The organism is Azospirillum sp. UENF 312511 (assembly GCF_058780635.1).
The window spans coordinates 230820-254816 of record NZ_JBSNCG010000005.1; the positions used below are offsets into that span (position 1 = coordinate 230820).

Annotated in this window: 42 protein-coding genes; 16 read left to right on the forward strand and 26 right to left on the reverse strand. The window is 64.4% G+C overall.

Annotated elements, in window-relative coordinates:
* The first annotated feature begins 102 nt into the window (after positions 1-102).
* Complete coding sequence (locus ACWPN7_RS29430) at positions 103-750, forward strand: DedA family protein (RefSeq protein WP_407825316.1); 648 nt, start codon at positions 103-105, stop codon at positions 748-750.
* Positions 751-848: 98 nt separating this feature from the next.
* On the opposite strand, the gene ACWPN7_RS29435 is transcribed toward ACWPN7_RS29430, so the two are convergent.
* The 23 genes from ACWPN7_RS29435 to ACWPN7_RS29545 form a co-directional block, all read right to left on the reverse strand.
* Entirely contained in the window at positions 849-1814 is a 966-nt protein-coding gene (locus tag ACWPN7_RS29435; protein WP_492273552.1) for a site-specific integrase, read from the reverse strand.
* Positions 1815-2051: 237 nt separating this feature from the next.
* The gene (locus tag ACWPN7_RS29440; RefSeq protein WP_492273553.1) at positions 2052-2438 is read right to left on the reverse strand and encodes a DUF4326 domain-containing protein; all 387 of its coding nucleotides are present in this window, start codon (positions 2436-2438) and stop codon (positions 2052-2054) included.
* The gene (locus tag ACWPN7_RS29445) at positions 2431-2712 is read right to left on the reverse strand and encodes a hypothetical protein (protein WP_492273554.1); all 282 of its coding nucleotides are present in this window, start codon (positions 2710-2712) and stop codon (positions 2431-2433) included. Before ACWPN7_RS29445 ends, ACWPN7_RS29440 begins: the two co-directional genes overlap by 8 nt.
* On the reverse strand, positions 2705-3043 hold the full coding sequence (locus tag ACWPN7_RS29450) for a hypothetical protein (protein ID WP_492273555.1): 339 nt from the start codon (positions 3041-3043) through the stop codon (positions 2705-2707). The genes ACWPN7_RS29445 and ACWPN7_RS29450 overlap by 8 nt, the downstream gene beginning before the upstream one ends.
* A complete protein-coding gene (locus ACWPN7_RS29455; RefSeq protein WP_492273556.1) occupies positions 3030-3779 on the reverse strand; it encodes a hypothetical protein in 750 nt (249 codons plus the stop codon). The genes ACWPN7_RS29450 and ACWPN7_RS29455 overlap by 14 nt, the downstream gene beginning before the upstream one ends.
* A gap of 2 nt (positions 3780-3781) precedes the next feature.
* Complete coding sequence (locus ACWPN7_RS29460) at positions 3782-4024, reverse strand: hypothetical protein (RefSeq protein ID WP_492273557.1); 243 nt, start codon at positions 4022-4024, stop codon at positions 3782-3784.
* A gap of 4 nt (positions 4025-4028) precedes the next feature.
* Entirely contained in the window at positions 4029-4583 is a 555-nt protein-coding gene (locus ACWPN7_RS29465) for a VUT family protein (RefSeq protein ID WP_492273558.1), read from the reverse strand.
* Positions 4571-4816 (reverse strand): hypothetical protein, encoded by a 246-nt coding sequence (locus tag ACWPN7_RS29470; RefSeq protein ID WP_492273559.1) that lies wholly within the window; start codon positions 4814-4816, stop codon positions 4571-4573. Before ACWPN7_RS29470 ends, ACWPN7_RS29465 begins: the two co-directional genes overlap by 13 nt.
* Complete coding sequence (locus tag ACWPN7_RS29475; RefSeq protein WP_492273560.1) at positions 4813-5511, reverse strand: hypothetical protein; 699 nt, start codon at positions 5509-5511, stop codon at positions 4813-4815. The genes ACWPN7_RS29470 and ACWPN7_RS29475 overlap by 4 nt, the downstream gene beginning before the upstream one ends.
* 3 nt (positions 5512-5514) lie before the next feature.
* Positions 5515-6213 carry a hypothetical protein gene (locus ACWPN7_RS29480; RefSeq protein ID WP_492273561.1) on the reverse strand — a complete coding sequence of 233 codons (699 nt, stop codon included), beginning with the start codon at positions 6211-6213 and terminating at the stop codon, positions 5515-5517.
* A gap of 10 nt (positions 6214-6223) precedes the next feature.
* Positions 6224-6679, reverse strand: coding sequence for a hypothetical protein (locus ACWPN7_RS29485; RefSeq protein ID WP_492273562.1), 456 nt, complete (start codon positions 6677-6679; stop codon positions 6224-6226).
* Between the two features lie 55 nt (positions 6680-6734).
* A complete protein-coding gene (locus tag ACWPN7_RS29490) occupies positions 6735-7085 on the reverse strand; it encodes a hypothetical protein (RefSeq protein ID WP_492273563.1) in 351 nt (116 codons plus the stop codon).
* The gene (locus ACWPN7_RS29495; RefSeq protein WP_492273564.1) at positions 7082-7489 is read right to left on the reverse strand and encodes a DUF968 domain-containing protein; all 408 of its coding nucleotides are present in this window, start codon (positions 7487-7489) and stop codon (positions 7082-7084) included. The genes ACWPN7_RS29490 and ACWPN7_RS29495 overlap by 4 nt, the downstream gene beginning before the upstream one ends.
* On the reverse strand, positions 7489-8259 hold the full coding sequence (locus tag ACWPN7_RS29500; protein WP_492273565.1) for a hypothetical protein: 771 nt from the start codon (positions 8257-8259) through the stop codon (positions 7489-7491). The genes ACWPN7_RS29495 and ACWPN7_RS29500 overlap by 1 nt, the downstream gene beginning before the upstream one ends.
* Entirely contained in the window at positions 8256-8459 is a 204-nt protein-coding gene (locus ACWPN7_RS29505; protein ID WP_492273566.1) for a hypothetical protein, read from the reverse strand. The genes ACWPN7_RS29500 and ACWPN7_RS29505 overlap by 4 nt, the downstream gene beginning before the upstream one ends.
* Positions 8460-8461: 2 nt before the next feature.
* Positions 8462-9262, reverse strand: coding sequence for a hypothetical protein (locus ACWPN7_RS29510; protein ID WP_492273567.1), 801 nt, complete (start codon positions 9260-9262; stop codon positions 8462-8464).
* A complete protein-coding gene (locus tag ACWPN7_RS29515) occupies positions 9259-9786 on the reverse strand; it encodes an HNH endonuclease (protein ID WP_492273568.1) in 528 nt (175 codons plus the stop codon). The genes ACWPN7_RS29510 and ACWPN7_RS29515 overlap by 4 nt, the downstream gene beginning before the upstream one ends.
* Positions 9783-9989, reverse strand: coding sequence for a hypothetical protein (locus tag ACWPN7_RS29520; protein ID WP_492273569.1), 207 nt, complete (start codon positions 9987-9989; stop codon positions 9783-9785). The genes ACWPN7_RS29515 and ACWPN7_RS29520 overlap by 4 nt, the downstream gene beginning before the upstream one ends.
* A 5-nt stretch (positions 9990-9994) precedes the next feature.
* Positions 9995-10285 carry a hypothetical protein gene (locus tag ACWPN7_RS29525; RefSeq protein ID WP_492273570.1) on the reverse strand — a complete coding sequence of 97 codons (291 nt, stop codon included), beginning with the start codon at positions 10283-10285 and terminating at the stop codon, positions 9995-9997.
* A 256-nt stretch (positions 10286-10541) separates the two neighbouring features.
* Complete coding sequence (locus ACWPN7_RS29530; protein WP_492273571.1) at positions 10542-11285, reverse strand: hypothetical protein; 744 nt, start codon at positions 11283-11285, stop codon at positions 10542-10544.
* The gene (locus tag ACWPN7_RS29535) at positions 11285-11602 is read right to left on the reverse strand and encodes a hypothetical protein (RefSeq protein WP_492273572.1); all 318 of its coding nucleotides are present in this window, start codon (positions 11600-11602) and stop codon (positions 11285-11287) included. Before ACWPN7_RS29535 ends, ACWPN7_RS29530 begins: the two co-directional genes overlap by 1 nt.
* Before the next feature lie 658 nt (positions 11603-12260).
* Positions 12261-13181, reverse strand: coding sequence for a pentapeptide repeat-containing protein (locus ACWPN7_RS29540; RefSeq protein ID WP_492273573.1), 921 nt, complete (start codon positions 13179-13181; stop codon positions 12261-12263).
* 82 nt (positions 13182-13263) lie between these two features.
* On the reverse strand, positions 13264-13566 hold the full coding sequence (locus ACWPN7_RS29545; protein ID WP_492273574.1) for a hypothetical protein: 303 nt from the start codon (positions 13564-13566) through the stop codon (positions 13264-13266).
* A gap of 273 nt (positions 13567-13839) precedes the next feature.
* Here ACWPN7_RS29545 and ACWPN7_RS29550 point away from each other — a divergent pair, with 273 nt between their 5' ends.
* Together ACWPN7_RS29550 and ACWPN7_RS29555 are read left to right on the forward strand one after the other, a co-directional pair.
* Positions 13840-14127, forward strand: coding sequence for a hypothetical protein (locus ACWPN7_RS29550; protein ID WP_492273575.1), 288 nt, complete (start codon positions 13840-13842; stop codon positions 14125-14127).
* Positions 14128-14469: 342 nt separating this feature from the next.
* Positions 14470-14895 (forward strand): hypothetical protein, encoded by a 426-nt coding sequence (locus tag ACWPN7_RS29555; protein ID WP_492273576.1) that lies wholly within the window; start codon positions 14470-14472, stop codon positions 14893-14895.
* Between the two features lie 61 nt (positions 14896-14956).
* On the opposite strand, the gene ACWPN7_RS29560 is transcribed toward ACWPN7_RS29555, so the two are convergent.
* Positions 14957-15265 (reverse strand): ribbon-helix-helix domain-containing protein, encoded by a 309-nt coding sequence (locus ACWPN7_RS29560; RefSeq protein WP_492273577.1) that lies wholly within the window; start codon positions 15263-15265, stop codon positions 14957-14959.
* A gap of 736 nt (positions 15266-16001) precedes the next feature.
* Positions 16002-16532: a hypothetical protein gene (locus ACWPN7_RS29565; RefSeq protein ID WP_492273578.1), complete on the reverse strand. Its 531-nt coding sequence runs from the start codon at positions 16530-16532 to the stop codon at positions 16002-16004.
* A gap of 377 nt (positions 16533-16909) precedes the next feature.
* Here ACWPN7_RS29565 and ACWPN7_RS29570 point away from each other — a divergent pair, with 377 nt between their 5' ends.
* Positions 16910-17041, forward strand: a complete 132-nt coding sequence (locus tag ACWPN7_RS29570; protein ID WP_492273579.1) for a hypothetical protein — start codon at positions 16910-16912, stop codon at positions 17039-17041.
* Here the strand turns inward: ACWPN7_RS29570 and ACWPN7_RS29575 are convergent.
* Positions 17025-17339 carry a hypothetical protein gene (locus ACWPN7_RS29575; protein ID WP_492273580.1) on the reverse strand — a complete coding sequence of 105 codons (315 nt, stop codon included), beginning with the start codon at positions 17337-17339 and terminating at the stop codon, positions 17025-17027. The genes ACWPN7_RS29570 and ACWPN7_RS29575 overlap by 17 nt on opposite strands.
* Positions 17340-17536: 197 nt before the next feature.
* On the opposite strand from ACWPN7_RS29575, the gene ACWPN7_RS29580 reads away from it, so the two are divergent.
* The 12 genes from ACWPN7_RS29580 (at position 17537) to ACWPN7_RS29635 (ending at position 23997) form a co-directional block, all read left to right on the forward strand.
* Positions 17537-17980: a hypothetical protein gene (locus ACWPN7_RS29580; RefSeq protein WP_492273581.1), complete on the forward strand. Its 444-nt coding sequence runs from the start codon at positions 17537-17539 to the stop codon at positions 17978-17980.
* On the forward strand, positions 17980-18411 hold the full coding sequence (locus ACWPN7_RS29585; RefSeq protein ID WP_492273582.1) for a hypothetical protein: 432 nt from the start codon (positions 17980-17982) through the stop codon (positions 18409-18411). Before ACWPN7_RS29580 ends, ACWPN7_RS29585 begins: the two co-directional genes overlap by 1 nt.
* Positions 18412-18413: 2 nt before the next feature.
* Positions 18414-18887, forward strand: a complete 474-nt coding sequence (locus ACWPN7_RS29590; RefSeq protein ID WP_492273583.1) for a hypothetical protein — start codon at positions 18414-18416, stop codon at positions 18885-18887.
* Positions 18884-19213 (forward strand): hypothetical protein, encoded by a 330-nt coding sequence (locus ACWPN7_RS29595; protein ID WP_492273584.1) that lies wholly within the window; start codon positions 18884-18886, stop codon positions 19211-19213. The genes ACWPN7_RS29590 and ACWPN7_RS29595 overlap by 4 nt, the downstream gene beginning before the upstream one ends.
* The gene (locus tag ACWPN7_RS29600) at positions 19206-19631 is read left to right on the forward strand and encodes a hypothetical protein (RefSeq protein ID WP_492273585.1); all 426 of its coding nucleotides are present in this window, start codon (positions 19206-19208) and stop codon (positions 19629-19631) included. Before ACWPN7_RS29595 ends, ACWPN7_RS29600 begins: the two co-directional genes overlap by 8 nt.
* 6 nt (positions 19632-19637) lie before the next feature.
* Positions 19638-20189: a hypothetical protein gene (locus ACWPN7_RS29605; RefSeq protein WP_492273586.1), complete on the forward strand. Its 552-nt coding sequence runs from the start codon at positions 19638-19640 to the stop codon at positions 20187-20189.
* Positions 20189-20392 carry a hypothetical protein gene (locus ACWPN7_RS29610; RefSeq protein WP_492273587.1) on the forward strand — a complete coding sequence of 68 codons (204 nt, stop codon included), beginning with the start codon at positions 20189-20191 and terminating at the stop codon, positions 20390-20392. Before ACWPN7_RS29605 ends, ACWPN7_RS29610 begins: the two co-directional genes overlap by 1 nt.
* Entirely contained in the window at positions 20389-21042 is a 654-nt protein-coding gene (locus tag ACWPN7_RS29615; RefSeq protein WP_492273588.1) for an SAM-dependent DNA methyltransferase, read from the forward strand. Before ACWPN7_RS29610 ends, ACWPN7_RS29615 begins: the two co-directional genes overlap by 4 nt.
* A 205-nt stretch (positions 21043-21247) precedes the next feature.
* Positions 21248-21805, forward strand: coding sequence for an endonuclease domain-containing protein (locus ACWPN7_RS29620; protein WP_492273589.1), 558 nt, complete (start codon positions 21248-21250; stop codon positions 21803-21805).
* The gene (locus tag ACWPN7_RS29625) at positions 21805-22452 is read left to right on the forward strand and encodes an LvrA C-terminal domain-related protein (RefSeq protein ID WP_492273590.1); all 648 of its coding nucleotides are present in this window, start codon (positions 21805-21807) and stop codon (positions 22450-22452) included. The genes ACWPN7_RS29620 and ACWPN7_RS29625 overlap by 1 nt, the downstream gene beginning before the upstream one ends.
* Positions 22452-23369 carry a hypothetical protein gene (locus ACWPN7_RS29630; protein WP_492273591.1) on the forward strand — a complete coding sequence of 306 codons (918 nt, stop codon included), beginning with the start codon at positions 22452-22454 and terminating at the stop codon, positions 23367-23369. The genes ACWPN7_RS29625 and ACWPN7_RS29630 overlap by 1 nt, the downstream gene beginning before the upstream one ends.
* 70 nt (positions 23370-23439) lie before the next feature.
* Positions 23440-23997, forward strand: coding sequence for a hypothetical protein (locus tag ACWPN7_RS29635; protein WP_492273592.1), 558 nt, complete (start codon positions 23440-23442; stop codon positions 23995-23997).

Sequence of the window (23997 nt, forward strand, 5' to 3'; positions counted from 1 at the left end):
AGGCGATTCCGCCGCGGGGGCCGGAAGCCGTCAGGATCATGTCAGCCGCCACGGCTATGCCGTCTCTCCGCTCCCCTGAAACGGTCAAAGGTGGATCACATCATGGACGCAGCCGTCGAGATGGCCATGCATTTCCTGGAACGCCATCATGACTGGGCCGGCCCGGTCGTGGCGGTCCTGGCGTTTTGCGAATCGGTGGTCCTGGTCGGCCTCGCCGTGCCGGCGACGGCCCTCATGATCATGTTCGGCACGCTTCTGGGGCTGGGCATCATCGACCCGGTCCCGGTGGTCGCCGGGGCGGTCCTGGGAGCCATCGCGGGCGACGCCGTGTCCTACAGCCTGGGGCGCTGGCTGGGACCGGCGGTGGTGTACCGGCGGCCCTTGTCCCGGTACCGGGGGGAGGTGGCCAAATCGCGCCTGTTCTTCCGCCGGTACGGCTTCGCCGCTGTGTTCATCGGGCGGTTTCTTGGTCCCCTGCGGTCGATCGTCCCGCTCGTCGCCGGGATGATGAAGATGAACGGCCGCCGGTTCCAGTTCGCCAATGTCGCATCGGCCGCCGTGTGGGCGCCCGCCATGCTCGCGCCGGGATGGTTGGCATCGGCGGGCGTCGGCAGCATCGCCTCCGACGCGACCGGCTTCGGCGGGGTGATGATGGCCGCCTTCATCGGCAGCGTCGCGCTGACGGTCCTGATCGCCGGGGTCCTCGGATCGCGGCGGCGACCGGGCCGAGGCCGTCAACGGTCGTCCTGAGGAGTGACGGCAGCCGATGACGCGCCCGCGGGCTTTTTCTTTACCTGCCATGTAATAATAAGCAATTGATCTGTAAGCGAAAAACTTTCTGTTTGTCATCATTTGGCTTTTCGCCAATTTTCCAACTTTGTTATCGCTGCCGTTGCCCTGCGGAGCTGGTCGCTCTCCTTAGTGTAGTGCTCAATCATAGAAAGAGCAGAGTGGCCGGTGATGGCTGCTATTTCATGGATGCTGCATCCAGCCTCAGCTAGCCGGGAGGCAGCGACCTTGCGAAGCCCGTGGAAGACGTACCCTGTGAACTCAGGGCGAAGCGGGCGCCCATGTTTGTCGGCATGGAGGATGAACCCCCGGAAGCTCGATGAGAAATGATCCCCGTTGGGCCACGGCAATCCGTTACGGCGAACCAGAATGGTGGTGGCGGTCGACTCTCCTCGCGTAGCCTTCCACGCGTCCATCTCGTCTCGCAGGGCGCTGTGGCATGGAACTAACAGCTTCTTCCCTGTCTTCTGCTGGGCCACGGAGATCGTAGATCCATCGTAATCAGACCACTGCATGCGAATGCAATCGCCAAGCCTTTGTCCAGTGTAGACGGCCAGTGCCACAGCTCTGCGAAAGTGCTCCGGGAGGACGCCGGGAGTCAACGCGTGCTCAACCAGAGCGTCCGGCCAGCGTGAATGTTCGCCACCTTTCAGTTTTCTGATACGCAGGGCCGGATGAAACTGGATGTACTCGCGATCAAGCGCGAAAGTTAGCAAGACTGTCCAAACCTTGTGAACCTCGTTCGCGATGCCTGGAGTGCCAGCTAAAGCATCGCGTTGGGCCAAGACATGCCGGCGCTTGATCTTGGCTATCTCAACCTCACCATACTCGGTGACGATCTCGTTCAGGCATCTGTCGTAAAGGGTTTGCGAAGACCGCTTCATTCCCCTGTATTGATGACTTGCGGTGTATTCCCTGACGATAGCCGCGACGGTTCTCGCGCGCGGCTCCTTGCTGGCGCGTTCGTAGCTGTATGTCTTAATTGTTCCGTCTGCGAGAGTGCGCTTTACGGTTTTGCGGGCCATCGCGGAGAAGCCTCGAAGAAATTTCGTCGGGATCGGTGGTGCGGGGCGCGGTTCCGACCGCTTGCTCCATTCCAGTTCGGACGGCTATGCGCAGGCTGTCAACATGCCATCTCTTGGCGCCTCCGATCATAAGCGGCTTTGGGAGGACGCCTTTTTCCACCCACCGGCGGACGGTGGACGCGCTCGTGTCGAAGAACTCGGCAACGGACGTCTCTGACAGGTACTCAGTTGCCATGCCTACACCTCTCCCTGCGCTGCGCCGGCCGCGGGCGCGTTGGCAAACTCCAGCAAGACATCGCCATGGCAGGGCATGCCCTCCTTGCAGAAGCACGCGAGGTGCTTCCCGCGCAGATCCGGAAGCCGTCTCAGGATCTCGGCGCGGCGCCTGTCGCTCTCCGGCCCTTGCCACCAGTCGCGGCCATGGCGACCGCCGGCCAGCCAATCGCCGAAGCACTCCACCACGAAGGCGACGGCCTCTTCCTCGGTCTGGACATATCCGCTCTCCAGGGCCAGGGCGATGGTGAACGGGTTTCCGAATGGTCCGGGCCGGCAGACGCTCACGGTGTTCTCCGGCATGCGCCACCCCTTCGTGCGCTTGCGCTGGATGCGCTTCGGCTCACTCATTCCCGCCTCCCTGCGCTTCCCGGTGATGGGAGAGGGCGGCAGACAGCCAGTCTCGGACAGCCTTCTTGGCATCGGCCTTGCGCTGGAACGTCCTCTCGTCCAGCAATTCCCAGAGAGCGCTATCGGCCTCCTCGCTCAGCGGCGGAACATGTTCGCCCTTGTCGATCAGACCAAGGTCGCCCTGCGTGTCGCTCTTGCCCGACACCCGATATCCCCAATCGGTCAGGTAAATCGTGAAGGTGTAGGGCGCACGGCGCAGCGTTTCGTCACCCATTGCTCCCCTCCTCGGTCAGGAGGCCGGCGCATAGAGCTGGCTCCCCAGCGTATTGAGCGCGATCCCACTCAGCCCGGCGCCGGTCAACGCCCTCCTGCATCTCGTCCACCACGGCGCGCCCGGCTGGCGTCAGGTCGTGACGATAGCCCCCGGCGTTGATGTGGTCGTCCTGGTGGCTGGTGATGAGCCCGCGGTTCCGACAGGTCTTCAGGCCACGGTGACTGTTGCCGGCCCCGCGGGTCCAGACCGAGTTGACTTCGAACGCCTTGCCGTTCTGGCTGCCAGCCAGATATCCGCGCATCCATGAGCGCATGGCGTCACTGATCTTCATGGCGAACCTCCGTCTCGGTGGTCAGGAGGCCGACGCTGCGGACGAGATGCGACGTGTAGCTCCCCGGCACATACATCGTGATCGAGAAGACGGCACCGCAGCCGCATTCCAGTTCGCCACGCGTCAGCCCGTCCTTGTCGCTGAGGCAATGGTGCCAGTCGTCGTGCTCGTCCCAACCGCATGACGGGCAGATCGGGTGCGAGCCGTGCCGGTCGTCAACGGTCTGGGGCACCATCTCCCGCGCGATGTCCGCGCTCTGCGCCGGCTGGGCGGGAGACAGGGCGGCGTTGACCTTGTGTTCGGTCGCGTCCCATTCCTCGTCGTAGATGAAGTTCGGCGCCCAATTGCCGATCCACGTCATGACATCGGTCAGCGCCTCCCGCAGTCCGGCCTCTCGCGCCTGGGATGCGGCGGCCATCTCGACGGCCACCAGGATTTCGTCGCTGCCACAGGGCACGCCCAGCGTCTCAGCGACGGCGGCCAGCACCTTGTCCAGGTCGGAATTTGCTGCTTTCAACTCCGCATAAGCCCGCACCACTCCACCGTATGCCTGGGCATCGGCGCCATGGAGCATCGTGGCGACGACGGAGACGGCGGCGGCGTGGCTCTCGGCTCCGGTCAGGCGGCACAGGTCGAATAGCAGGGCCTCCGCCTGGGTGGCGCGGGCCTGCCAATCGCTCACGCTCTCGGGGTCGAAGTCGTCTTCCGCGCTCAGCGGGGCGGTGGTGCCGGTCATGGTCATTCCCCCGGCGTCTCGGTGATGGCGAGCGCGAGGACGAGCGCGGCGGACTCCAGCATCTCGGTGGCGTAGTCCTCGAAGCGCTTCTCCTCCAGGGCGGCGTCGGCGGCGCTCAATGCCTCATCGAGACGCCCGCAGAGGTCGGGAGGCGGGTCCATATGGGTAAGGCGATCCACGCGCGCGGCCACGCTGTTGGTGATGTCGAGCAGGCGCGGATCAAGGCGGCTGGTGTCGGTGGTCATGGGGTCAGTCCTCCGGGGAGGTGGCGGCGAGCGACGGCAGGCCGTGCCGCGCCATGGCGATCAGCGGCAGGCTCAGCAGGATCATTTCGGCCTTGCCGATGATCTGGCCGGCGAGGTGGTCCAGCGACCCGTAGGCCAGCCAGAGGAACAGGGTGCTGTCCACCAGAAGACCCACGGCGCCGGAGGCGGCCACGGCCAACACCAGCCCGCGGCGCTGTAGCGGCGTGTAAACCGCGGTGTCGGCCAACTCAGAGAAGAGGAAGGCGGCGGCCGACGCCGTGACCAGAGCCGGAGGGGCGATCAGCGCGGCCAGAAGTGTCCCGACCAGGACGGCAGCCAGCGACCAGCGCAAGCCAAGGGCGCGCTGCACCACATCCCGCAGGACGAGCGCGGCGCCGACGAGAAGGACGCCGCTGGGCGTGAGGATGCCGGGGGCGACCGGGATCAGGCACGGCCCCTGCGGGACGCAGACGGTGCCGACGATCTGAATGAGCCAGTTGGAGGCGGGGATGGTGGCAGTGTAGGCGGCAAGCGCCGAGAAACCGGTCAGGCTACGCATGTGGTCTTAACTCCCGAATGAAAGCCGACAGTCTTCACCTCAGCGCCAATGGCGCGGGCCAGTTCGACAGTGAATTGCTCTTGGTATTGCTCGACAGGCTCCAGCCTTGCCAAAGCGGCGATGATGTCTTCGACCGGGATCACGCGGCGCGTTGTGATCGTCACATCGTACAAATCTGGCTTATGGTCTTTCGGACAACTGCACTTGGCTACGAGTTCGTGCGTGATGATCATGCGGCAAATTCCAATCCGGATTGAATGGGGCGCGGCGTCCAGCTGATAGGGCACTGCCGCGCGTCGATTTCCTGCGCCATGGCCGCTGGACACTTGGCCGGGGCCTTGGCGCTGCCCGCGTGGTTGCGGGCGATGTTCGTGCTGTCTGCGGAGCTGAGCGGCCAGCGGTTGCCGCCCTGGCCGAGCATGCGCAAGCCGTGGGTCCACGGCAGGGTGACGCGGTGACGGGCGAGGTGATTGAACGCCTCGTCCATGCGCCGTTCCCACTTCGGCGTGCCGATCTGCCAATAGGCGCCGGCAGAGCCAAAGCACAGGCCGGGCCATGCGTCTGCCAACTCCAGCAGGTAGTCGAGAGGCTTGTCCAGATGCCACACCGGCCAGGACAGCTCGCGCGGGAACGGCCACCGGGCGGCCATCGCGCGCTGCTCGTCAACATCGCCGCCGATGCGGTCCAGCACCACGGCGCGGTGCGGATGCCCAAGGCGCGGCTCCAGCCACGCATACAGGGCCGCCTCTTCCACCGGCTTCCCCTTGGTGTGCAGGCTGAACGCGCCGTTGTCCCACAGCACCATCTGCCCGATCTTCATGCAGATGTCCGCGTCGCGCGGCTCCGCGAAGGACACGCAGAAGCTACGACCGGCCAGGAGGTGCAGCTTTTCGCGCGGGGTGATTGGAGTGCCGTGAAGGTGGAGCATCCGTCACGCCTCCCCTGCGGAGGTGGAGGCGGGAGCGGAGGGCTTGCCGCCCGAGACCATCGCCCGGTACAGCGCGTCGATTGCCTCATCCCCGCCGAACGTCTCGAAGTCCAGACCGAAGTCGATGGCGCGGCTTTCGGCGCGGGCACGGATCGCGGTGTTCGCCTCGGCGGGGACGATCACCCCCTCCGGCACCGGAGCGCGGGCGGCGGAGAGACAGACTTCCCGATCCACCGGGTTGAGGGACCGCCACAAGCTTTCCTGGTCATCGTGGCACCCGTATTGAAAGCGGCGACGCAGTTCCCACGCGATCCGCTTCGCCGTCTCGGTCAGGTCGGCTTCAGCCGGGGCGGCCTCCTGAGCAGCGGCTTCGTTGATGGCCGCAACCGTCAGCGCGACGATCCTGGTAACGGTCGCCTCGCCACCTTCGGCGTTGACCTTTTCCTCGACGCAAGAAGCCAGGGCGAGAAGCTTTCCCATCGGCGGGACAGCCGGGGCGGCCTCCTGCACGGAGGTGGTGAGCACTAGCACTGTGCCCCGCTCAGGGCAGAGGGCGACGGCTTTCAGGATCGCATAGTCAAGGCCGGCGGCATTGTTGATCCGCACACCCTCGGCCATCTCGCGGCCATTGACGAAGCGGCGGAACTCATAAGGCGGCCCAGCAGGCGCAGAGCGCGAGTTCGGGTTGGTCTTGTCGGTCATGGGTTTCTCCTCAGGCCGCGGGCGTGGCGGTGGACGCGAGGTGCTTTTCCCAGCGCAGGCGCCCCACGTTGGTCAGGCGGTACGCGCGGTAATGGCCGTCGTCGCGCGTCTGGTCGGCGTAGTTGTCGCGCTCGAACAGCACCTTCGGGTGCCGTTCGGCCTCCGCATTCTCCCGGCTGAAGAACTGGAAGTGAGCGAGCCCCTTCGCGTCGAAGAGGCTCATTATCCGGACCTCTTCGGCGGTCAGCGGTTCGGCATCCTCGAAATACCGGCAAGCCTTCTGCCGGGCGGTGGCGTCGTAGAACCGGCAGAAATCGTTCATGAAGTCCTGTGCAGCATCACCGCTCCGCGTCCTGCCGTCGCGGCGGCGCTCCTCCTTCTTGCCGCAGAAGTGGTCCTGCCGGTCGATGTCGCCCCAATAGTGCCCGCCGATGTGGCGGCAGAAAGCGCACGTCTTCGCGTTCATGGTGTCGGTCTCCTGTGCGCGCGCTCAGCGCGGCGCGGGGGTGGGGATGTGGGGGTCAGATCTTCATGGCGCGGAAGTTCGCCTGCTGCGTCCGCCATGCTTCGATCTTGAGTTCAGCGGCGACACGGAGAGCCCTGTTGCGCTCGTCGTCGTAGACGGCGGTCTTCAGCTTCTCCAAGTGCACGAGGTACCGTTCGTCGGCGTAGGCTTCGCGCTCCTGCGCCCCCAATGGGATGTTCGGGTGCTGCTTCATCAGCACGGCCTTGAGCGTCTTCCGGTACTCCTCGCAGAACACCCGTTCCGACTTGGCGCGGGCCGCGTCGTCCGCGTTGTCCCGCAGCCAGTCCAGGGCCTTTTCAAGGTCTCGGTCGGAGACGCCGCCGCTGTTGTGGCCTACGGCGCTCATGCCACGTCTCGCCCGCGTAGCCGGGCGTCCTGCTGCGCCCTGAGAACCGCCCGCTGCATCGCTCCGGCGTCAGGGCTGACGCTCCACAGGGCATCGGCAAGGGCGCGGGCATCGACTCCATAGCGCTCCATGAGGACGGCTTCGGGGTCCCCGTGCGGGGTGATTTCCGTGTGGTGGGTGCGGCACAGCGGGATCGTGTAGCGCCCCGCTGCGGTCATGCTGGTGCCGCGCTCAACACCACGCATCAGGTGGTGCGGATCGTTCGGCGCGGGCTTGCCGCAGGCGCAGCACGGGAGCGTCTTGACCAGCTTGACGTGCCACAGGGCTTCGCGCTGCTTCTTGGCATCAGCCTTCGCGGCGGAGCGCTGCGGGGCGGCGCGGGGGATGCGGGGCGGTAGCGGCATCACGCGGCCTTCCTGTCGGCGCCGACCATGCGCTTGATCTCGGCCAGAAGTCCGGCGATGCCCGGCACCTTCTCGGCGAGCTTGGCGGCCAGTTCCTCGGCGGTCGGGCCGTTCTGCTTCCAGAAGAAGCGATCCCGGCGCACCAGTTCGTCCAGGGCGACGAAGTAGGCTTCCGCCCCCTTCACAGTTCGTGGGAACTCCTGCACCTCGCCTTCGGCCAGGAAGAGGGTGATCGGCTCGGCGGGAGGCTTGGCCGGGTCGCTTCTGGTCTGCGCCCGGTTGTCGGCGGCCTTGGCCTCCTGCCGCTTCTCGGCGAACTCCCGGCCCACCTCTTCCCGGTACTTGCTGTCGTCGAACTGCTTCAGGAAGACGTCGGCGGAGACGCCGATGGCCTTCATGGCGTTGCCCAGCGCGTCCGTGTAGGCCTTCTTCTGGGCCTCGTCGTCCACGAAGGCTTGCCCGTTGGCGCGCTTGCCGGACACGACGTCGCCGCCTACGCCCCAGATCGTTTCGGACTTCTGGTCGCCGTCGCGGTACCAGATGCCGACGCGGCAGTAGACGACGCGCCCGGCATCCTCCTGCACCATGTCGAAGTGCGGCTCGGTCATGCCCCAGCCGATCCCGACCGGCCCGAAGCGCTCCGTCATCCGCTTGATACGCCATGTCGGATTGATGTCGGTGCCGCGGAAGCCGCCGACGCGCGTGAACGCCTTGGTGAATGCCGGGTCGGTCTTGGAAAGCTCGTCCCAATGGCGAAGGTTGTCGGTCATTTCAGGGCTCTCGGGTCTTGTGCGTTTCGGATGGCCTTAGCAGCGGCTTCCAGACGACGCAGGCCGGCGGACAGAGCTTCCATGGTCTCCAGGGACAGGTGCTTGTCGGCGAGCGTGAGGAAGTCCCAGATGGACCCCTCAATCTCCAGGACCACGTCGGAGGAAAGCTCCACGGGGTGCGGGCCTTTGTCGTAGGCCATGGTCAGACGGCCCGCTTCTCTTCGTGAATGACCACGCCGGGAAGCGCATCGCCGCGCGCTCCGCCGTCCACCAGCCGCTTTGCCTGGGCAGACAGGAACTCGTTCATGACGTCCCGGTGAGCGGTCCAGAGGAAGCGGGCGAACGCCGTGGCGTTGGTGATCTCGGGCCGGTAGCTGGTGCGCAGCGCAATGGCGCGACCGAACACGCTGCTGCCGGCCTTGGCCCCGTCGTTCTCCGCCTTGGTGGCGGCGCGCTCCGCCTTCTTGGCGTCCTTCAGGAGGGCTTCGGCGGCAGCGGCCTGTTCGAGGTTGGCGGCGTCACGGGCGCGGATGGCCTCTTCCGCGGCCTTCATCTTCGCTTCCGCCTCCAGACGGGCGGCCTTCGCGGCGGCTTCCTTCTCGGCTTCCAGCTTTTCCAGCCACGGTTGGAGAGCCTTCTTGCACGCCTCGGATGCCAGAACGGTCTTGCCCTTCACGGACTTGGTGTTGCCGATCAGGGCATTGTACCGGGCCTGGATTTCGGCCTTCGCATCGTCGTGCGGGCGGGCCTCGTCCTTGCGCGCCTCGTCTGCTTCCTTCTCGGCGGCCCTGATCAGGTTCAGCAAGTTGCCGATGTCATCGGCCATGCCCTGCGAGTTGACCGGCTCGCCGTCCAGATACAGGGCGGCTTCGTCGTAGAGCTTGCCGATCTTGTCGCGGACGACTTCGAACGGCGTCGGATCGGTCGGCGCTCCGTTGCTGCCGATCACGGCGCGCGGGTTCTCGGCGGCTTCGTCGGTGATGATGCGGGTGATGGCGTTCATTGGGGGCCTCTGGTGGAGGGTGATGCGGAGGATGCGGCATGCGCAAAGCCTCCAAAATAGCGAAGAGATGCGGCTTGGTAGGCATCGGCTGCATCGTCAATATTGGCAAAAAGCCCCAAGTGCTTGGTACTACCGTTTACACCGATTTGCGCCTGCCACTTCCCGGCCTTCTTGTGCCATGTCACGCCTTTGATGCCAGACGTGTTGTTGCTGCTTATTGAACTATTGCCGTTGTTCTGGCTCTGTGTCGCTTCGCGTAGGTTGGTCCAGCGATTGTCATATCGGATGCGGTTGGTGTGATCCACGTCCCCGTCTGGGAATTTTCCAGTCATCCAGAGGAACGCCAGCCTATGGGCCTTGTATGGCTTCCCATCGATATTGAATTTCACGTATCCCCAGCCGTTTATCGAGCCGGCAAACGTTCCAGCTTTGGAGCCTCCCAGCGAAACGCGCCTAGTGAACAGGCCGGTCAGTGGGTCGTAATCGAACAGCTCGCGCAAACGGCTTTGCGTCAGCGGGATCATGACCTGAAACTCATCGGCTCGGAGGCGTTGAAGATGCCGGCGACGTCGCGCCCTGCGTCGAGAAGGCTGTTGTCCACCCACTCCAGGCCGTCGACCTTGGAGGACATGAGATCCTTGGTGATGGCGTGAGCGCGGACGATCAGGCGGTGGAGTTCGGCGAGCTGTTCGCGGCACTCCGGGTCGGTCGTGCGGGTGACGAGCATGGGCCTTACTCCGCGGCGATGGAGGAGGTGGCGGCGCGCTCGGCGGCGAACCAGTCAGCAGCAGCCAGGGCGCCGGAGAGGTTGCCCATGTACAGCGTCTCGTTCTTGTCGAAGGCGTTCGGATCGGGCCGGTACCAGCGCGTGACGTGGCACGGGAACTCCTCGAACAGGCCGCCGATGTAGATCACGATCCGGCCAGTCTGCCCGCTGCGCCGCAGCGCGCGATCCCATGCGGATTTCAGTTCGTGGACCGTGATCGATGCCTCTGTGGAAACTGGCGTGGCGAGATGTGTCATGGCGATCACCTCACAGGGCGAAGAAGAAGGAGACGATGAGGAGCAGCGCGGCCAGCTCGGTCAGGAATTGCCGGGCGGTCATGGCGTGTCCCTCACGACGGTAGGAGGAAGGCGAGAACACCCGCCCAAATCGCGATGGTGAAAGCGGAGAAGGCGACGGCGCCTGCGATCTTGATGTCCGTGGCAAGCTCGGATCGGGAGCGTTCAGCATCGGCCAAGGGACCGCTCACAGCGGGGTCTTCGAGGGCGGAGCGCATCACGCGGCCTCCTGAGACGGGATGGCGTCGATGTTCGAGCGGATGACGCGGAAGGTCAGGGCGACCACCCAGGGGTTGGCGGCCCATGCGTCGGCGCCGTTGATGGAGTTCCAGAGGCATTCGAACGAGGTTCGATGGCTCGGGTTTCCGCCGCTATCCGGGTCGGTGGCGCTTGGCCGCCAGAACGGGTCTTCGTCGGCGGTCACGCCTTCGGCCTTGGCGTCTTTCTCGCTGATGTCTTGGAGCCGCTCGACCCGCACCTGCTCGACCACCAGCGTGAGCCGGCTGGCCCAGCGGGGCATGTGGATGGAGGGGCGCGACCGTTCGTCATCGTGGCCGACCGCATCGCCCAGGTAGGTGACGGCCCCGTCGGCGGAGTAGCGGAAGCCGCAGCTGATCCACTCGTCCCGAGGCTCCCGAGGATGAGGATTGGACGCGGCGCGCAACTCGCGTCCACTCTCCCGCACCCACAGCCGATCTCTGGGTTGGAAACGCGGCGTGATGTCGAAGCTGCCGCACAGGTGACCAGTAGGCCGGTTCTGGAAGAGGGGTCCGGTCCAGGCCTCGAAGGCTCGGCGCACCGGGGTCCGCTTCTCAATCGGCAGCCACGACTCTTCGCCGAGCATGTAGTTGATCCCGCACTCGGCCGGCGGCTGCGGAACAAGGCGGCGCGTCTGCGTCTTCCGGCCGTCCAGCAGAGCGCGGACCATCGGCGCGCTGAAGATGATGGGGATGTCACGCATCACGCGGCCTCCTGCGACTTGGCCATGCCCTGAGCGCGGCGGCCCGCAGCGGCAGTGAGCAGGATGTTCCACGGGTTCTTGTCGCCGTCGTACGGGCAGAGGCGCCCATCGTCGGTTATGCCGTGCTGCAAGGGTTCGTCGTAGCAGACGTGGATGCGCCGATCACAGCACCGGCACCGCATCAAGTCGCCGTCCTGCTCGTAGACGATGGTCAGGGCGCACAGAGCGTTGCTGAAATCGCCGTTCTCCAACAGATCGGCGGCCATGTTCTTGTGGTCGGGAGCCTGCTTAATCAGGCGACGGACTTCGGCTTTCATAGGGTCTATCTCCCTGTGTTCGGCTATCGCCAGAGCCCCCGAGTGGATGGAGGCGCTTGCGGTAGCCGGCGGCGTGGGTGGCCGCCGGTCCGTTGATGAGGTTCCGGGATGACGCTCCCGGAGGGCGGGTGGTGTAGCTGCCAGCTTGCCACCGTCTTTCTCGGTGTCTGGCTTCCGACTTCATGGCCTTTTGAAAGGCTCCATCGGTAAGCGGTCCTGAGTGGCTTGGCGGGGTAGCCAACGGTTGGGCGATTGCGAGCCCGGTCGAATGGTTTGGTGCCGGCGTTATGGGATCAGGCGGTGCGCTTCATGATGGCCTCCATCGTTCGTTGATCTCCGCTAAAGTCGCGGCCCCGTCCGAATGGCAGCGGGGTTCTTGCACCTCGAAAGCCCCACCCGCTTGTCATGGCGGGTAAGGGGCTGGGACGGTGTGGCGGCGTGCCTGCCGCCGGGGTGGGGGTCAGGCGGCGCGCTTGCGGATGCTGTCGGCGTTGCGGCGCAGCTCGCGCGACAGGGTGATGAGTTTGACATCGGCCATCGCACAAGCCGGCCTGCTCAGCGGCGCGCCTCATGTCATCGCGGTAATTGCTGCTCATGGTTCCCCCCTAGGTCCCCTCCCCGCGCTTGAAGCGCTGAGGAATGGGGAGGCGTGTGTGGTTCAGGCGGCAGCCTGTTCGTCGGCCTTCGGCGTCTCGGCCCCGCGCCCGTCAGCAGCGGCCATCGCCATCAGCGGGGCCTTCCACGTCGCCCAGAAGCGCAGGGCGGATTTCCCGCCCATCTCGGCGATGCTCCGGTCATCAAAGCCGCGCCATTCGGCGATGCTGTGCAGTTGGCAGCCAATCGCCATGTGCTCGTCCCAGATCGTGACGCGGTACGGCAGGCCGGAAATTTGGATCGGCGCGCGGTTGACCGTGATGTCTTCGGCGATCTTGGCGTCCGACAGGTTGGCGTCCGACAGGTTGGCGCCCGACAGGTTGGCGCCCGACAGGTTGGCGCGCGACAGGTTGGCGCGCGACAGGTTGGCGTCCGACAGGTTGGCGCCCGACAGGTTGGCGCGCGACAGGTTGGCGTCCGACAGGTAGGCGTCCGACAGGTAGGCGTCCGACAGGTAGGCGCCCGACAGGTTGGCGCCCGACAGGTTGGCGCGCGACAGGTTGGCGTCCGACAGGTTGGCGTCCGACAGGTAGGCGTCCGACAGGTAGGCGCCCGACAGGTTGGCGCGCGACAGGTAGGCGCCCGACAGGTTGGCGTCCGACAGGTAGGCGTCCGACAGGTTGGCGCGCGACAGGTTGGCGTCCGACAGGTAGGCGCCCGACAGGTTGGCGCGCGACAGGTAGGCGCCCGACAGGTTGGCGTCCGACAGGTTGGCGTCCGACAGGTTGGCGTCCGACAGGTAGGCGCCCGACAGGTTGGCGCGCGATCCGCCATCTTCGTCCCGGCGCCACTTGCCGTGCAGGTCGATGACGATGCGCAGGGCGGCGTTGAGCTTGGTGCGCTCGTCGGCGCTGTCGTACTCGGCAGAAAGCTCGACCTCGACCAGAGCGGCGCCGGTCCAGCGGTTTTTGATGGCGAATTTCATCGGTTCCCCCTCGTTGAAATCCCCTCCCCAACTTTCCGGATCTGCGAGGACCGCGCTCCGGATGGGAGGGTGTTGGTGTGGTTCAGGCGTTGCAGACGGCGCCGAGGCCGAAGCGGAGAGCGGCAGCGGCGGAGTGATAGGTGTCTTCCAGAGGCCCGCGCTCGTCGGAGGTCAGCGTCCAGGCCATGGCCGTCACGCCGTCGCGAACCTCTTGCTCCGACCGACACAGCGTCCACCACTGGCCGCGACCGTTGATCCGGAAGGCCGAGGTGCATCCCTCTGCTTCGTGCGGGAAGGCTGCGAGCCGGTTGCCACGACCATCCTTGAAGTTCTGCACGCCCTTGGAGCGAGAGTTGATCGTCAGGGCTTCGTTGGTGCGGCTCATGGTGACCCCTCCGGTAAATCCCGCCTCCCAGAAGGCCCCGGCGGCAGCGAGTGCCGCGCCGCCGGGAAGTCTGATGGGAGGACAACCCGCCACCCCAACCGCGGTATCGGTGATCCCTAAGAGGGGGTGGCGTGAGAGGAATGATCGCGGAATTCCGTGAGAGCGTCAATAGGAAAATTCGCGGAAATCCGCGAAAGCCGAACATGGCGCACAGTCGGTATACTCGTGACGGTGGCGCTCGACCGCGGGCGCTCATGCGGGGGTGTGTAACCGATGGCGCTCGTTGCGCAGATGGCTGGCGGCCTCATGCCAACCTTCATCATCAGGGCTTTGATGCTGTGGCTCCTGAAGAGATGGGATGGCGGCGCCAGGAAGCTGGTGCTGGCGAACGCGGTGTCGCTGCTGATCGCCGCCCTGGTCGGCGGGATGGGGTTCGCTGATGAAGGGGCGTTCGCCCCGCTCAAGGCGGTGAGCGTCTACGCCATCCCGCAGGCCCTATGGCTGGCCTTTGATCTGCTGCGGCTCAGGGGAAAGCGCCACGAGTTGGCGCCGGGCCGCTAAGCCCGCGTGGTTGAGGTGAGGGAGGGGGTAGAGTGGACAATAATGATCACCAGGGGCGCCCGAAGATTGTGACCTCTGGAAAGGTGATAGAGTATATGACATTGGCTGGCGTTAGCTTTCCGCCATGCCCAATGTGTAAATGCGAAGAATTTTCTTGGACTACTGTTTATGTGGATGACAATGTCCTGACATTTAGGAAGATTTATCAATACGACAGATCCGGGAATATCAGAGAGGCCACCAGCCCAACAGTTATGGCGGCATGCAATAACTGTGGGTATGTCATAGAGTTTGACGCTTCTCGAATGATTATGTGGTTAAACGAGGACGGGAGGGGGAGGAATGACTAACGTCCAACGCTTCCCTAATCGGACCCGGCGTGCCGGGGGTGATCTGGGGGGAGGTATTGACGGCAGCAACGGCGGCCCCCATGATCCTGATATGGAAGAGCTGCGCCGTCGTATGGACAGGATGGAGTCGGTCTTGGAGCGCCTTGAGCCCAAGATCACGGAGATCCATTCGGTTATGACCTCGACCATTCCGCACCTCGCGACCAAGGCTGAGATGACGTCAATCGAGGTGAAGTTGGCCGATACCGACAGGCGCCTGTCGGAACAGGTCAGCCGTGACTTTAGCGCCCTTTCCGACAAGCTGCACGCTCGCCCTACGACAGCCACCATTCTTGCTATAGCTGGAGTGGCAGTGGCATTGGCGGCGCTGCCGCAATGGGTGTCGTGGCTCCAATCTCTGGGATTGGCAAGCCGATAGTCACCTCCCAACCGTCACCAGGGCGCCTTCGGGCGCCCTTCACGTTTCCGGGGGCGGTGCTTCAGCAGCGTGCCTGACGCCTGCCCTGGGGTGGAGGTGCCGTCCGGAAATAGGACAGCACATAGACCCGCACAGCGCTGGAAAGGCTGCCAGATGAGAGGGGGTCCAATTCGTCGGCGAGGCGGGTGCAGAGCGCGCTCACCGTTACCTCTTCCCGCCGGGCGATCTCAGTAAGCCCGTCCCAGAAAGCAGCCTCCAGCCGCATGCTGGTGCGCCGGCCGGCGACAACCACGCCCCTGGACTTCTGATGCATTTTCGGCCCCGTGGACGTTTGCGCACCTATGTTTGCATCGCCATGGGGGCAAGGCATGTGATGGACTTCACATGGAAACGCTATGTCATTTTTGGCCTAACGCATGCGTCAGACTGACGCACTCCTATCGCATACATACGCAACCCGCTGATTATTGGAGGCTTTCGTGAGGCCCGGCCCCGCAAAGCATACTTAAGTATGCACGTTACAATGGCGAAATATTGTGCAGACTTGCCCGAGGGTTACTCATTATCATAGGATGTACCCGCTGCCCCCTTAGGGGGATGTCAGCCTCCCCCCGGCAGTGCTGGTAACACGCCAGGGGGATGCGCCGGGAGCCCATCCCCATTGCAGGCACGCCTCACGCGCCGACCGCCAGTCCCCCTGGGCTAGGGTGACATACAATGATATGCGCGTGAGGTGTGCCTATGGGAAGAGTAAACATCCAATCCGCCACGAGTCTTGTTCGCCTTTGTGGCGAAGGCTCAACTATTCCTTTCCCAAAGATTAATGCAGTGCAAAATGCATCGCTCTTCGCAATGTATCCGGCTTTTCTTTTGTGGTCTTTAGCGCCGGTTCTGGATGCACTTTCGTTGCATTATCAACCTAAGCTCATCGCCGGTCGCTGAGTCACAGCGGTTTGGGTGAGCCTTGACAGTGTTCCTGTTTTGTTCCAGCTTTGGGTGAGTGGAGGAGGCGGCAACGATGGCGTGCACTGAGGATTGGCGGATGATAGATGAGGGCCGCGCGGAATTCGAGACGGTCGTTCGCGCGTTATCCCCAGAACGGCGCCTCAGTCTCCTTTTGGCTGCTCGGACGCTCGCTGGCCAGCCAGGAGGTCGAGAGCATTCGCCTTCAGTCGAGAGCGCCTCTCGGGGTCCAGGTCATCAAAGATCTTCATGAGTTCGGCAACGTCCCCTTCAGCCTCAGTGGTTTGAGGTTCGGGTTCGCCCTTCAAGCGAGCAACTGACCAGCCGACCGGAGTGGCCAGCTTGGCGTAAGTCCGGTCGGACATCAGTTGCGTCTCGCCGATCAGGAAGTCGTTCACCGTGCTCCAGCCGACGCGCGCCTTCTTGCACCAATCGTTCAGGCTGTCGATGACGCCATTAGCGATGAGATGCTGAAGCGCTGCCTCGAAGGCCGCCAAACGGTGAGTTCTGAGGTCGTCTGCCATATCGGCATTTTGACGTGCCCACGGAATTCCGCCATCGCGGGGTTCCGCGAAAATGCCATCTTGACGGTTCGCGGAATTCCGTGAATAGTAGCCGGCATGCAAACCGACGTTGATACGCTCTTGGAGCGCGTGCGCAGCTACCGCCGTCATCGGGGGTGGTCCATCAACAAGTTGGCGGAGGAAGCCAAGGTCCCATGGTCCGTGCTGCAAAACATCGACACGGACGAGTGGAGCCCTTCGCTGAAAACGCTGAGGGCTCTCCTCAAGGTCATCCCTGAGGAGTTTGGTGGATCTCCGTCTCGGCGCCGCAAGGTCGCGCCGTCGCACGAAGTCCGAGCATAAGAGGCCCCGCCATGGCTGACCACGCCTGCCTCCTGGCCGCGCAAATCGCCGCTTCTGCGCCGCGGACAGACTCCCAGCCTTCGAAGCACTGTCAATCCTACGAAATCGCTGGAAGTGCCGTCACGCGCGCATGGGGACGGGTGGCGTCCTCCTGCCGGGGGATGGCCTACCGCTTTGTCGCTCGGATGCGTGGGTGGGTTCTGGACGGCCTGCTGATGCTGGCGATCTGGGCGGCGCTGATGCTGGTTGTCGCCGCTCCGGTCTATCTGGTGGTGGCCGTTGGTCGTCTGGCTCACGCGATTAGCGGGGTGCCGTGACATGGCTGCCGCGGAACGCCCTTTGCTCCAGCGCAGCGGCACCGGCCAGGAGTTCGGCGCGGACCTGGGGCGCGTCTTCTTCGGCTGCGGCGAGGCGCAGGGCTGCGGCATCGGCCAGGAGGTCGATGGGGCTCTTGAAGCTCATGACGGGTTCTTCTCCGTTCTCGGCGCGCAACTCAATCTGGATGGCCGTCGCCATGAGGCGCACCCACCAGTAGCCGCCAACGCTGTGGAACCCGGCCTGACTGCGGAACCAAGCCGCTCGCTCAAGGCCGGACGGCACGCGGTCGGCGCGCACCTATTCGCTTTCCTTCGGGGCGGATCGCTCCGGGAAGAACTCTTCGTCCAGTTGCATCCGAATGTGTTCGCAGAACGCCGCCCGATGCGGCGAGCGGTCCGCGATCACGTTCAGAAGCTGCTGAACTGTCTCGCAAATTCGGCGGTCTGTGGGGTCGGGGGCTCTGTGTTCCATGACCGCCATTTTCCTATCGGGGGTTGAAAATGGAAACCATTCAAACCGGAAAGACCTTTCCTGAAACCGGAAACATCTTTCATGAGAAGAAGCGCAAGCCGCTGAGGGACGTCCTCGGCGACGCGCTGGACAAGGCTCTTCACTGCCGGTTCGCGCCGTGGCGCGGTGGCAGCAAGGCGCTAGCGGCCACGACGGAACGGGCTGAGAAGACGGCCTACAACTACCTGTCCCGCCGCACGATCATGAGCGCGGTTGACCTCCTGATGATCGTGGTCCGGCACCCGCCGTTCTTGGACGCTCTGATGGCCGAGGTGCGCCGCCGTCTCGCTCACAACGGGCAGGAAGGCAAGGCGAAGAAGCTCGTCTCTCGCTTGACCAAGGCCGTTGGAGACCGCCGCCGCGCCATGGGTTCTGCTCTCGGCGCCGCCATCCGCCCGCGCTTCCGCCGTCACAAGGAGGCCGTGTAATGGCCGCTCACAGCTACGCCACCCGCACCGATGACCTGAACCAACAGGTCGCCGCCCTCTATCACAAGGGCCTGAACAGCCAGGAGATCGGCCTTCAAATCGGCCTCTCGGTCGGATCGGTCGCCAACCGCATCAACAACATGGGCCTGCCGCCGCGCCCGGCGAAGCGGATACGGACGGAGAAGAAGCCGGAGTTCATGCCGAAGGAAATCGCGGCGCCCGTTCTCTTGAAGCCGTCGCGCCCGGTGACGATCCCGTCCTATCGCCAGATGACGGCGACGGAGCGGGTGAACATGCAGCGTCGCCGCAAGTCGCTCATCCTGGATATGGGCAGCAACCCGACCGACGAGCAGCGCTTTGAACTGGCCTCCATCGTCCATGCCCTGGACGTGGACGACTGCGCCCGCCAAGCCCAGCGGGCGGCTGCCTGACCATGACGACACTCGCGCTCGATCTTGCCACCAGCACCGGCTGGGCCTGCTCTGACGGGGCCTCTGGCGTCGTGTCGTGGCGCGAGTACGTCTACGACTACGGCCAGCTCGACCGGGCTTTCCGCGACTGGCTGGCCGACCTGATCATCACCCACAGCGTGACGGACGTGGTTGTCGAGCCGCCCATTCTCCGCGGCTCCGCCTCGATCCTTCTCGTGGGCCTGTATTGGTCCGCCCAATCCGTCGCCTGCCGGCGCGAGTGCCGCCGCCGGGACGGAGACAGCAACAAGGTGCGCAAGTGGCTTTTCGGCCCTGACCGGCTGAAGGAACTCAAGCGCGCCCCGAACAAATACGCCGCCCGCAAGCAACTGAAGGCCGCCGTGATCGAGGCCATGAAGGAGCGCGGGCATTCCCCAGCCAATGACGATGAAGCCGACGCCCTGGCGATGCTGGCGTGGGCTAAGGAGGCAGCGTGACCGAAACCGCATCCCTTATCCGCGCGCACGCTCAGCGCCGGTCAAACCTCATGGAAGCCAAGAAGGAAATCGAGGCGGACCTGAAGGAACTGGACCTTGAGTCCAAGGCCAAGGGCCTGAACCCCGCCGAGATCAACAAGTGGGTCGCGGCGCAGATGTCCGACAAGACGGAGAAGCGCCGCAGCCAGATCGCCGACGCCGTCCTCTACGGCGAAGTGCTTGGCGTCGAGTTCGGCTTTGATGAGCGGGAAATTGGAACCGTTCAAAAGAGCGAAGCGCAGACATCCAAGTTTGGAACCGTTCAAACGGAGGCCGTCCATGCTTGATCCGAAGTATCGCGCCATCCTGGAAGCCGCCCTTCGTGACGCGGGCATTGACCCGTCCCACCGGGCGCCGTTCATCCCCACGAAGAAATACGCTGAGCCCGTGATCGTCACGCCCGAGCCCGAGCCGGAGCGCTCAGTGGTCGCCGATGGGCGTCGGCGCGGCGGCAGGGCGAACCCGGTCTCCGAAGACGATCTGCGCCGGACTGCCGATCTGTACCGCGAGCATGGCTCTTCCGTAGCCGTGGCGAAGATCCTCGACATGCACCCGACCGGCGTGCTGGCCCGCCTGCGCAAGGCTGGCGTCAAGGTCGGGAAGCCGGGCCGTCGCAAGGTGGCGAAACCCGGAACGGTGATGCGCTGCGGCGCCTACGAGCGACCCGTCTGGTCCCCGTCCGACATCATGGCTGCGGCGGAGTGAACGACCATGACCCGTGACGAACGCCTGCTCATCACCGCCGTCCGCCGGAACACGGCCATCATGCCGACCATCCGCGCCATGGTCCCGGCCTTCCTGTTGGTGCGCCCGCTGCGGCTGATCGCCGACCACCCGGAGAGCACCGAGAACGAGAAGTCCTGGGGGCTGCCGGCGCTGGACAAGCTCCGGGAGGCTTGCAACGCGCCGTTGGAGCCTTTCAACACCAAGGGCCGGAAACTCATCCAAGGGCTTGTCGAGGACATCTGCCGGCACGCCATGCAGGAGGCGACGGAGCGCCGGGCGCGCAAGGCGATGTGGGCTTACCTCGCCGTCCTCTACTGGACCGAACAGGCCATCAGCAACAACCCCGAACTCCTTCCCGAGAACGGCCCGCTGCATCACGCCATGTACGCGCTGTGGGAGGCGCATCAGCGGCATCTGGACGTGGCCGCCGATGTGGACCGTAGCGCCCGCGGCGGAGCAAAGCGCCTCGCCGTAGCCTTTGACGCCATCGAGCTTTTCCCGCTCGGGAAGGCCGTGATCGTCGCGGAGGCCGCGTAATGGACCACCGCACCAACATCAGGCCGCACCTCTGGGGCATGGAGTGCCGAGAGAACCGGCGATCCACACGCAAAGGCGACGAGGAAACAACGGTCATCCGGGCTTGGTGGGCCACCGAGAAGCAGCCCTTGGGCGCCATGTCCAAGCACATGCCCGCCGAGTGGTGGACGGGTGACAAGCTGTTCGGGAGGGACGCCGCATGAGCCAGAACCGCAGCCATGCCGTCATGGCGCAGCGGGTGGAGCCCAGCGACTCCCTCGACTTCTTCCCGACGCCGCCCTGGGCTACTCGGGCGCTGTGCGAACACGTCATCGGCATGTTCGGCCATGTCGCTTGGGACCCTGCATGTGGGCGCGGCGACATGGTTCGTCCGCTCAAGGAATACGCCTTGGCCGTGGCTGGATCGGACGTCCACGACTACGGCGCCGGGTTCGTCCAGCACGACTTCCTGATGCCTTTTCTCCCGGATGGCATCGGGTGCACGGACTGGATCATCACCAATCCGCCCTTCCGTCTGGGGGAGCAGTTTGCGCGCCGAGCCATCCAGTTGATGGACGAGGCCGTGGAGAAGGGGGTGGCGCTCCTTGTCCGCACATCGTTCCTGGAGAGCATCGAGCGCTATCGGCTCTTCAAGGACCACCCGCCGTCCGTCGTGGCGCAGTTCTCCGAGCGCGTGCCGATGGTGAAGGGGCGTCTCGACCGCTCCGCCAGCACGGCCACCAGCTACGCATGGATTGTCTGGGGGCGCGGCTGCCACGACACCCGCATGCGCTGGATACCGCCGTGCCGGAAGGCGCTTGACCGGGATAGCGACTGGCCCGTCTCGCCGGCCATCCAGACAGCAGCGGAGTAGGGCGCATGACCTACCGCCGCGACGCCGCGCAAGACATCGCCCTTGAGCACTGCCTATGGGCCAAGTGCCAGGGCCTTTCGCCCCGCACCGTGATCCGCTCTGTCGGCGCCCCCGTGATGACCCGAGAGGTTCCACAGTGGGACGACGCGCTCAGTAGCGTCCGGGCGGCCTTATTCCTGATTACCCATGATCGGAGAGCCGCGACATGAAGGAAAAGAGCGGCGGAGAAATCGAGGCGCTGTTCGTGCAGAGAGCGACGTCATTCGTCAGGTCCATAGGCGTGGCCGCTGATGTCGATTTGGCAAGCGCACTTCCGAACCTCTGCCAGAGCGACATTGAGCGACGCATGCTTGTGGAACTGTCGTATTCGCCGCCATGGCATGACATGAAGCGCATGGGCGAAGTGACGATCCATGACCACACGATGGGCGGAAACCCTGATCGACAAGTGGTGATGGCGCCACAGTTCCCTGTCGGTCGGTATCGGGTGGACATCGCCATCATTGTCACCGGCTACGACGGAGATCGTCTTCTGATCGCCGTGGAGTGCGACGGACACGACTTCCACGAAAAGACCAAGGAGCAGGCTAGCAGAGACAAGCGCCGCGACCGGGCTTTTCAGAAGATCGGCTGGATGGTCTTTCGCTTCACGGGTTCTGACATCTTCCGCAAGGGCGAAGAGTGCGCCGAGGAGGTGGCGACCTTCGTTGCGGAATGGCTGGACGCTTCCCTCGAAGCACACCTCAAAAAGCTGGGGGTGTGATGAGCGGATATTACCTGATGCACAGAGGCTGGATGGAAAATCCAGTCTTTAACAACGAGCCGTTCAGCCGGCGCGATGCTTGGGTGTGGATAATCGAGCGTGCGCTTGTCGCGCCTGGGCCGGCGGGGATCGACGGGAAGACTGTCGATCTTGCGCGCGGTCAGTTCTTCATCTCAATACGAAAGCTAGCCGCCGCTTGGAAATGGGATGCTTCGCGGGTTCAGAGATTTTTGGACCGATTGCGTGATGATGGGATGATCGACACCGCTTCCGGTCGCGGCGGCTCAGTTATCACGATCCTTCATTACGACGATCACGTTCCCCCTGAGAAGCACGAAGCTCCAGTTGCATTGGTTGCCCATGAAATGGCTCCCGCTGTGAAAAGGAGGGCGGTGCGGACGCTGGATGATGATCTGTTCGCCGAGTGGTGGAATTTCGTTCCGCGGAAGGTCGGAAGAGGGCAGGCGGCTAAGGCGTATGCTGCGGCGCTGCGCATCGCAACTCCTCTGGAATTGATGGCCGGCATCAAGCGGTACTCAGCCGAGGTGTGCGGGAAGGACCCCAGGTACATCAAGCACCCGACTACATGGCTCAACGGCCAATGCTGGCTTGATGAGCCGCTAATGTTCTCGGCCGGGAGGCGCTGATGACCGGCTACTATCTGATGCACCGCGGTTGGCGACACAACCCGATCTTTAAGGACGAGCCGTACACCGAGCGCGAGGCTTGGGAGTATCTGATCGAAGAGGCCGCCTATCAGGATCGGCGGAAGCGCGTCGCTGGCGTCATCGTCAGTGTCAAGCGCGGGCAAGTTGCTGCATCCACCCGCTTTTTGGCGGAGGCTTGGGGATGGGCTCATTCCAAGGCCAGACGCTTTCTGGAGCGGTTGGAAAAAGAGGCCATGATCGGCACTGCTTCCGGCACGGGTATAACGGTCATAAGCATCTGTAACTACGAGAAATATCAGGCTCCCGACATTGATTGCGGCACACTTTCCGGCACAGTACCGGCACAGGACCGGCACAGGACCGGCACAAACGAGAAAGAAGGAAATAAAGAACTTACCCTAGAGGCTGACGCCTCTAGGGATGCCGCCAGCGATGAGACGATCAAGCTGCCCAAGCCGGATAGCATCTCCACCGACACCCTGAAGGCCATGGCCGTGATCTGGCGTGAGGTGTGCGGCGACGTTCTGCCGGTGCCGCGAGCTCTGGATAAGGCCCGGCAGCGGGCTCTCCGCCTGCGGTTCGTTGACACCTTTGGCCGCGACATCGACCAGTGGCGAAAGTTCTGCGAGCGGGTGCGCGGCTCCCCCTTCCTGACCGGAGAGAACTCCAGCGGTTGGCGCGCCGACCTCGATTTCATGCTCAAGCCCAAGAACGCGAACAAGCTCCTCGAAGGAGGGTACGATGACCGAAAGCCTCGACAATCTGCCTCCCAGCAACGTCGTCCCGCTGCCCGCTCGTTCGAATTCGACGCTGAGTCCGGTCTCGGTGGCATCCTCGACGCAGTGGCTCCAGAGCTGGACGCCTGCGGAGCCGGTTCCGGATGGAGAGCGCATTAAGCTCCCGGCTCTGATCGCCGCTGCCGAACAGCACGCCGCACCGGCCAGCCCGGAAGCCTTCGCCATCGCCATGAAGCCGCTTGTCGAGTGGGTGCAGCGGTTCGGCATCGTGCCGCTGGAGCCGACCGAACAGCAGGGCGGACAGCCGGGCGTGCGCCGTGCCCAGGTGGCGGAGATCGTGCGCGGCTACCGGGATGCTCTGTCTGGCATCCCCGGCGACATTCTGGCCGATGCCGTCAAGGCCACGGTCGACCGGCACGCCTACCGGAACCTCCCGACGCCCGGCGACATCCGCGTCCGCGCCGAAACCGAGATGCGCGAGCGCTGCGACCGCCTGCGCCGATTGCGCACGGCCAAGATGTTCGCCGACATGCAGGCCAAGACCCGCGCCGCCGAGCCCTCCGACGCTCCCCGCGAGCGCACACCGGAAGAACTGTCCGCCGTTGCCGCCGCGAAGGAAGCCGCCCTACAGGCCCTCTCCGAAGGGCCGGTGAAGGCCATTCCCGCCGAGCGTGACGACCTCCGCCCGGTGCGAGACGACAGCGTTGCCGCCGCCCGCCGCCGTGTCGCCGAAGGGCTGGCTGGCTTCAAGCGGATCGACCGCAACGCCCAGCCGTGGGGAGCCTGA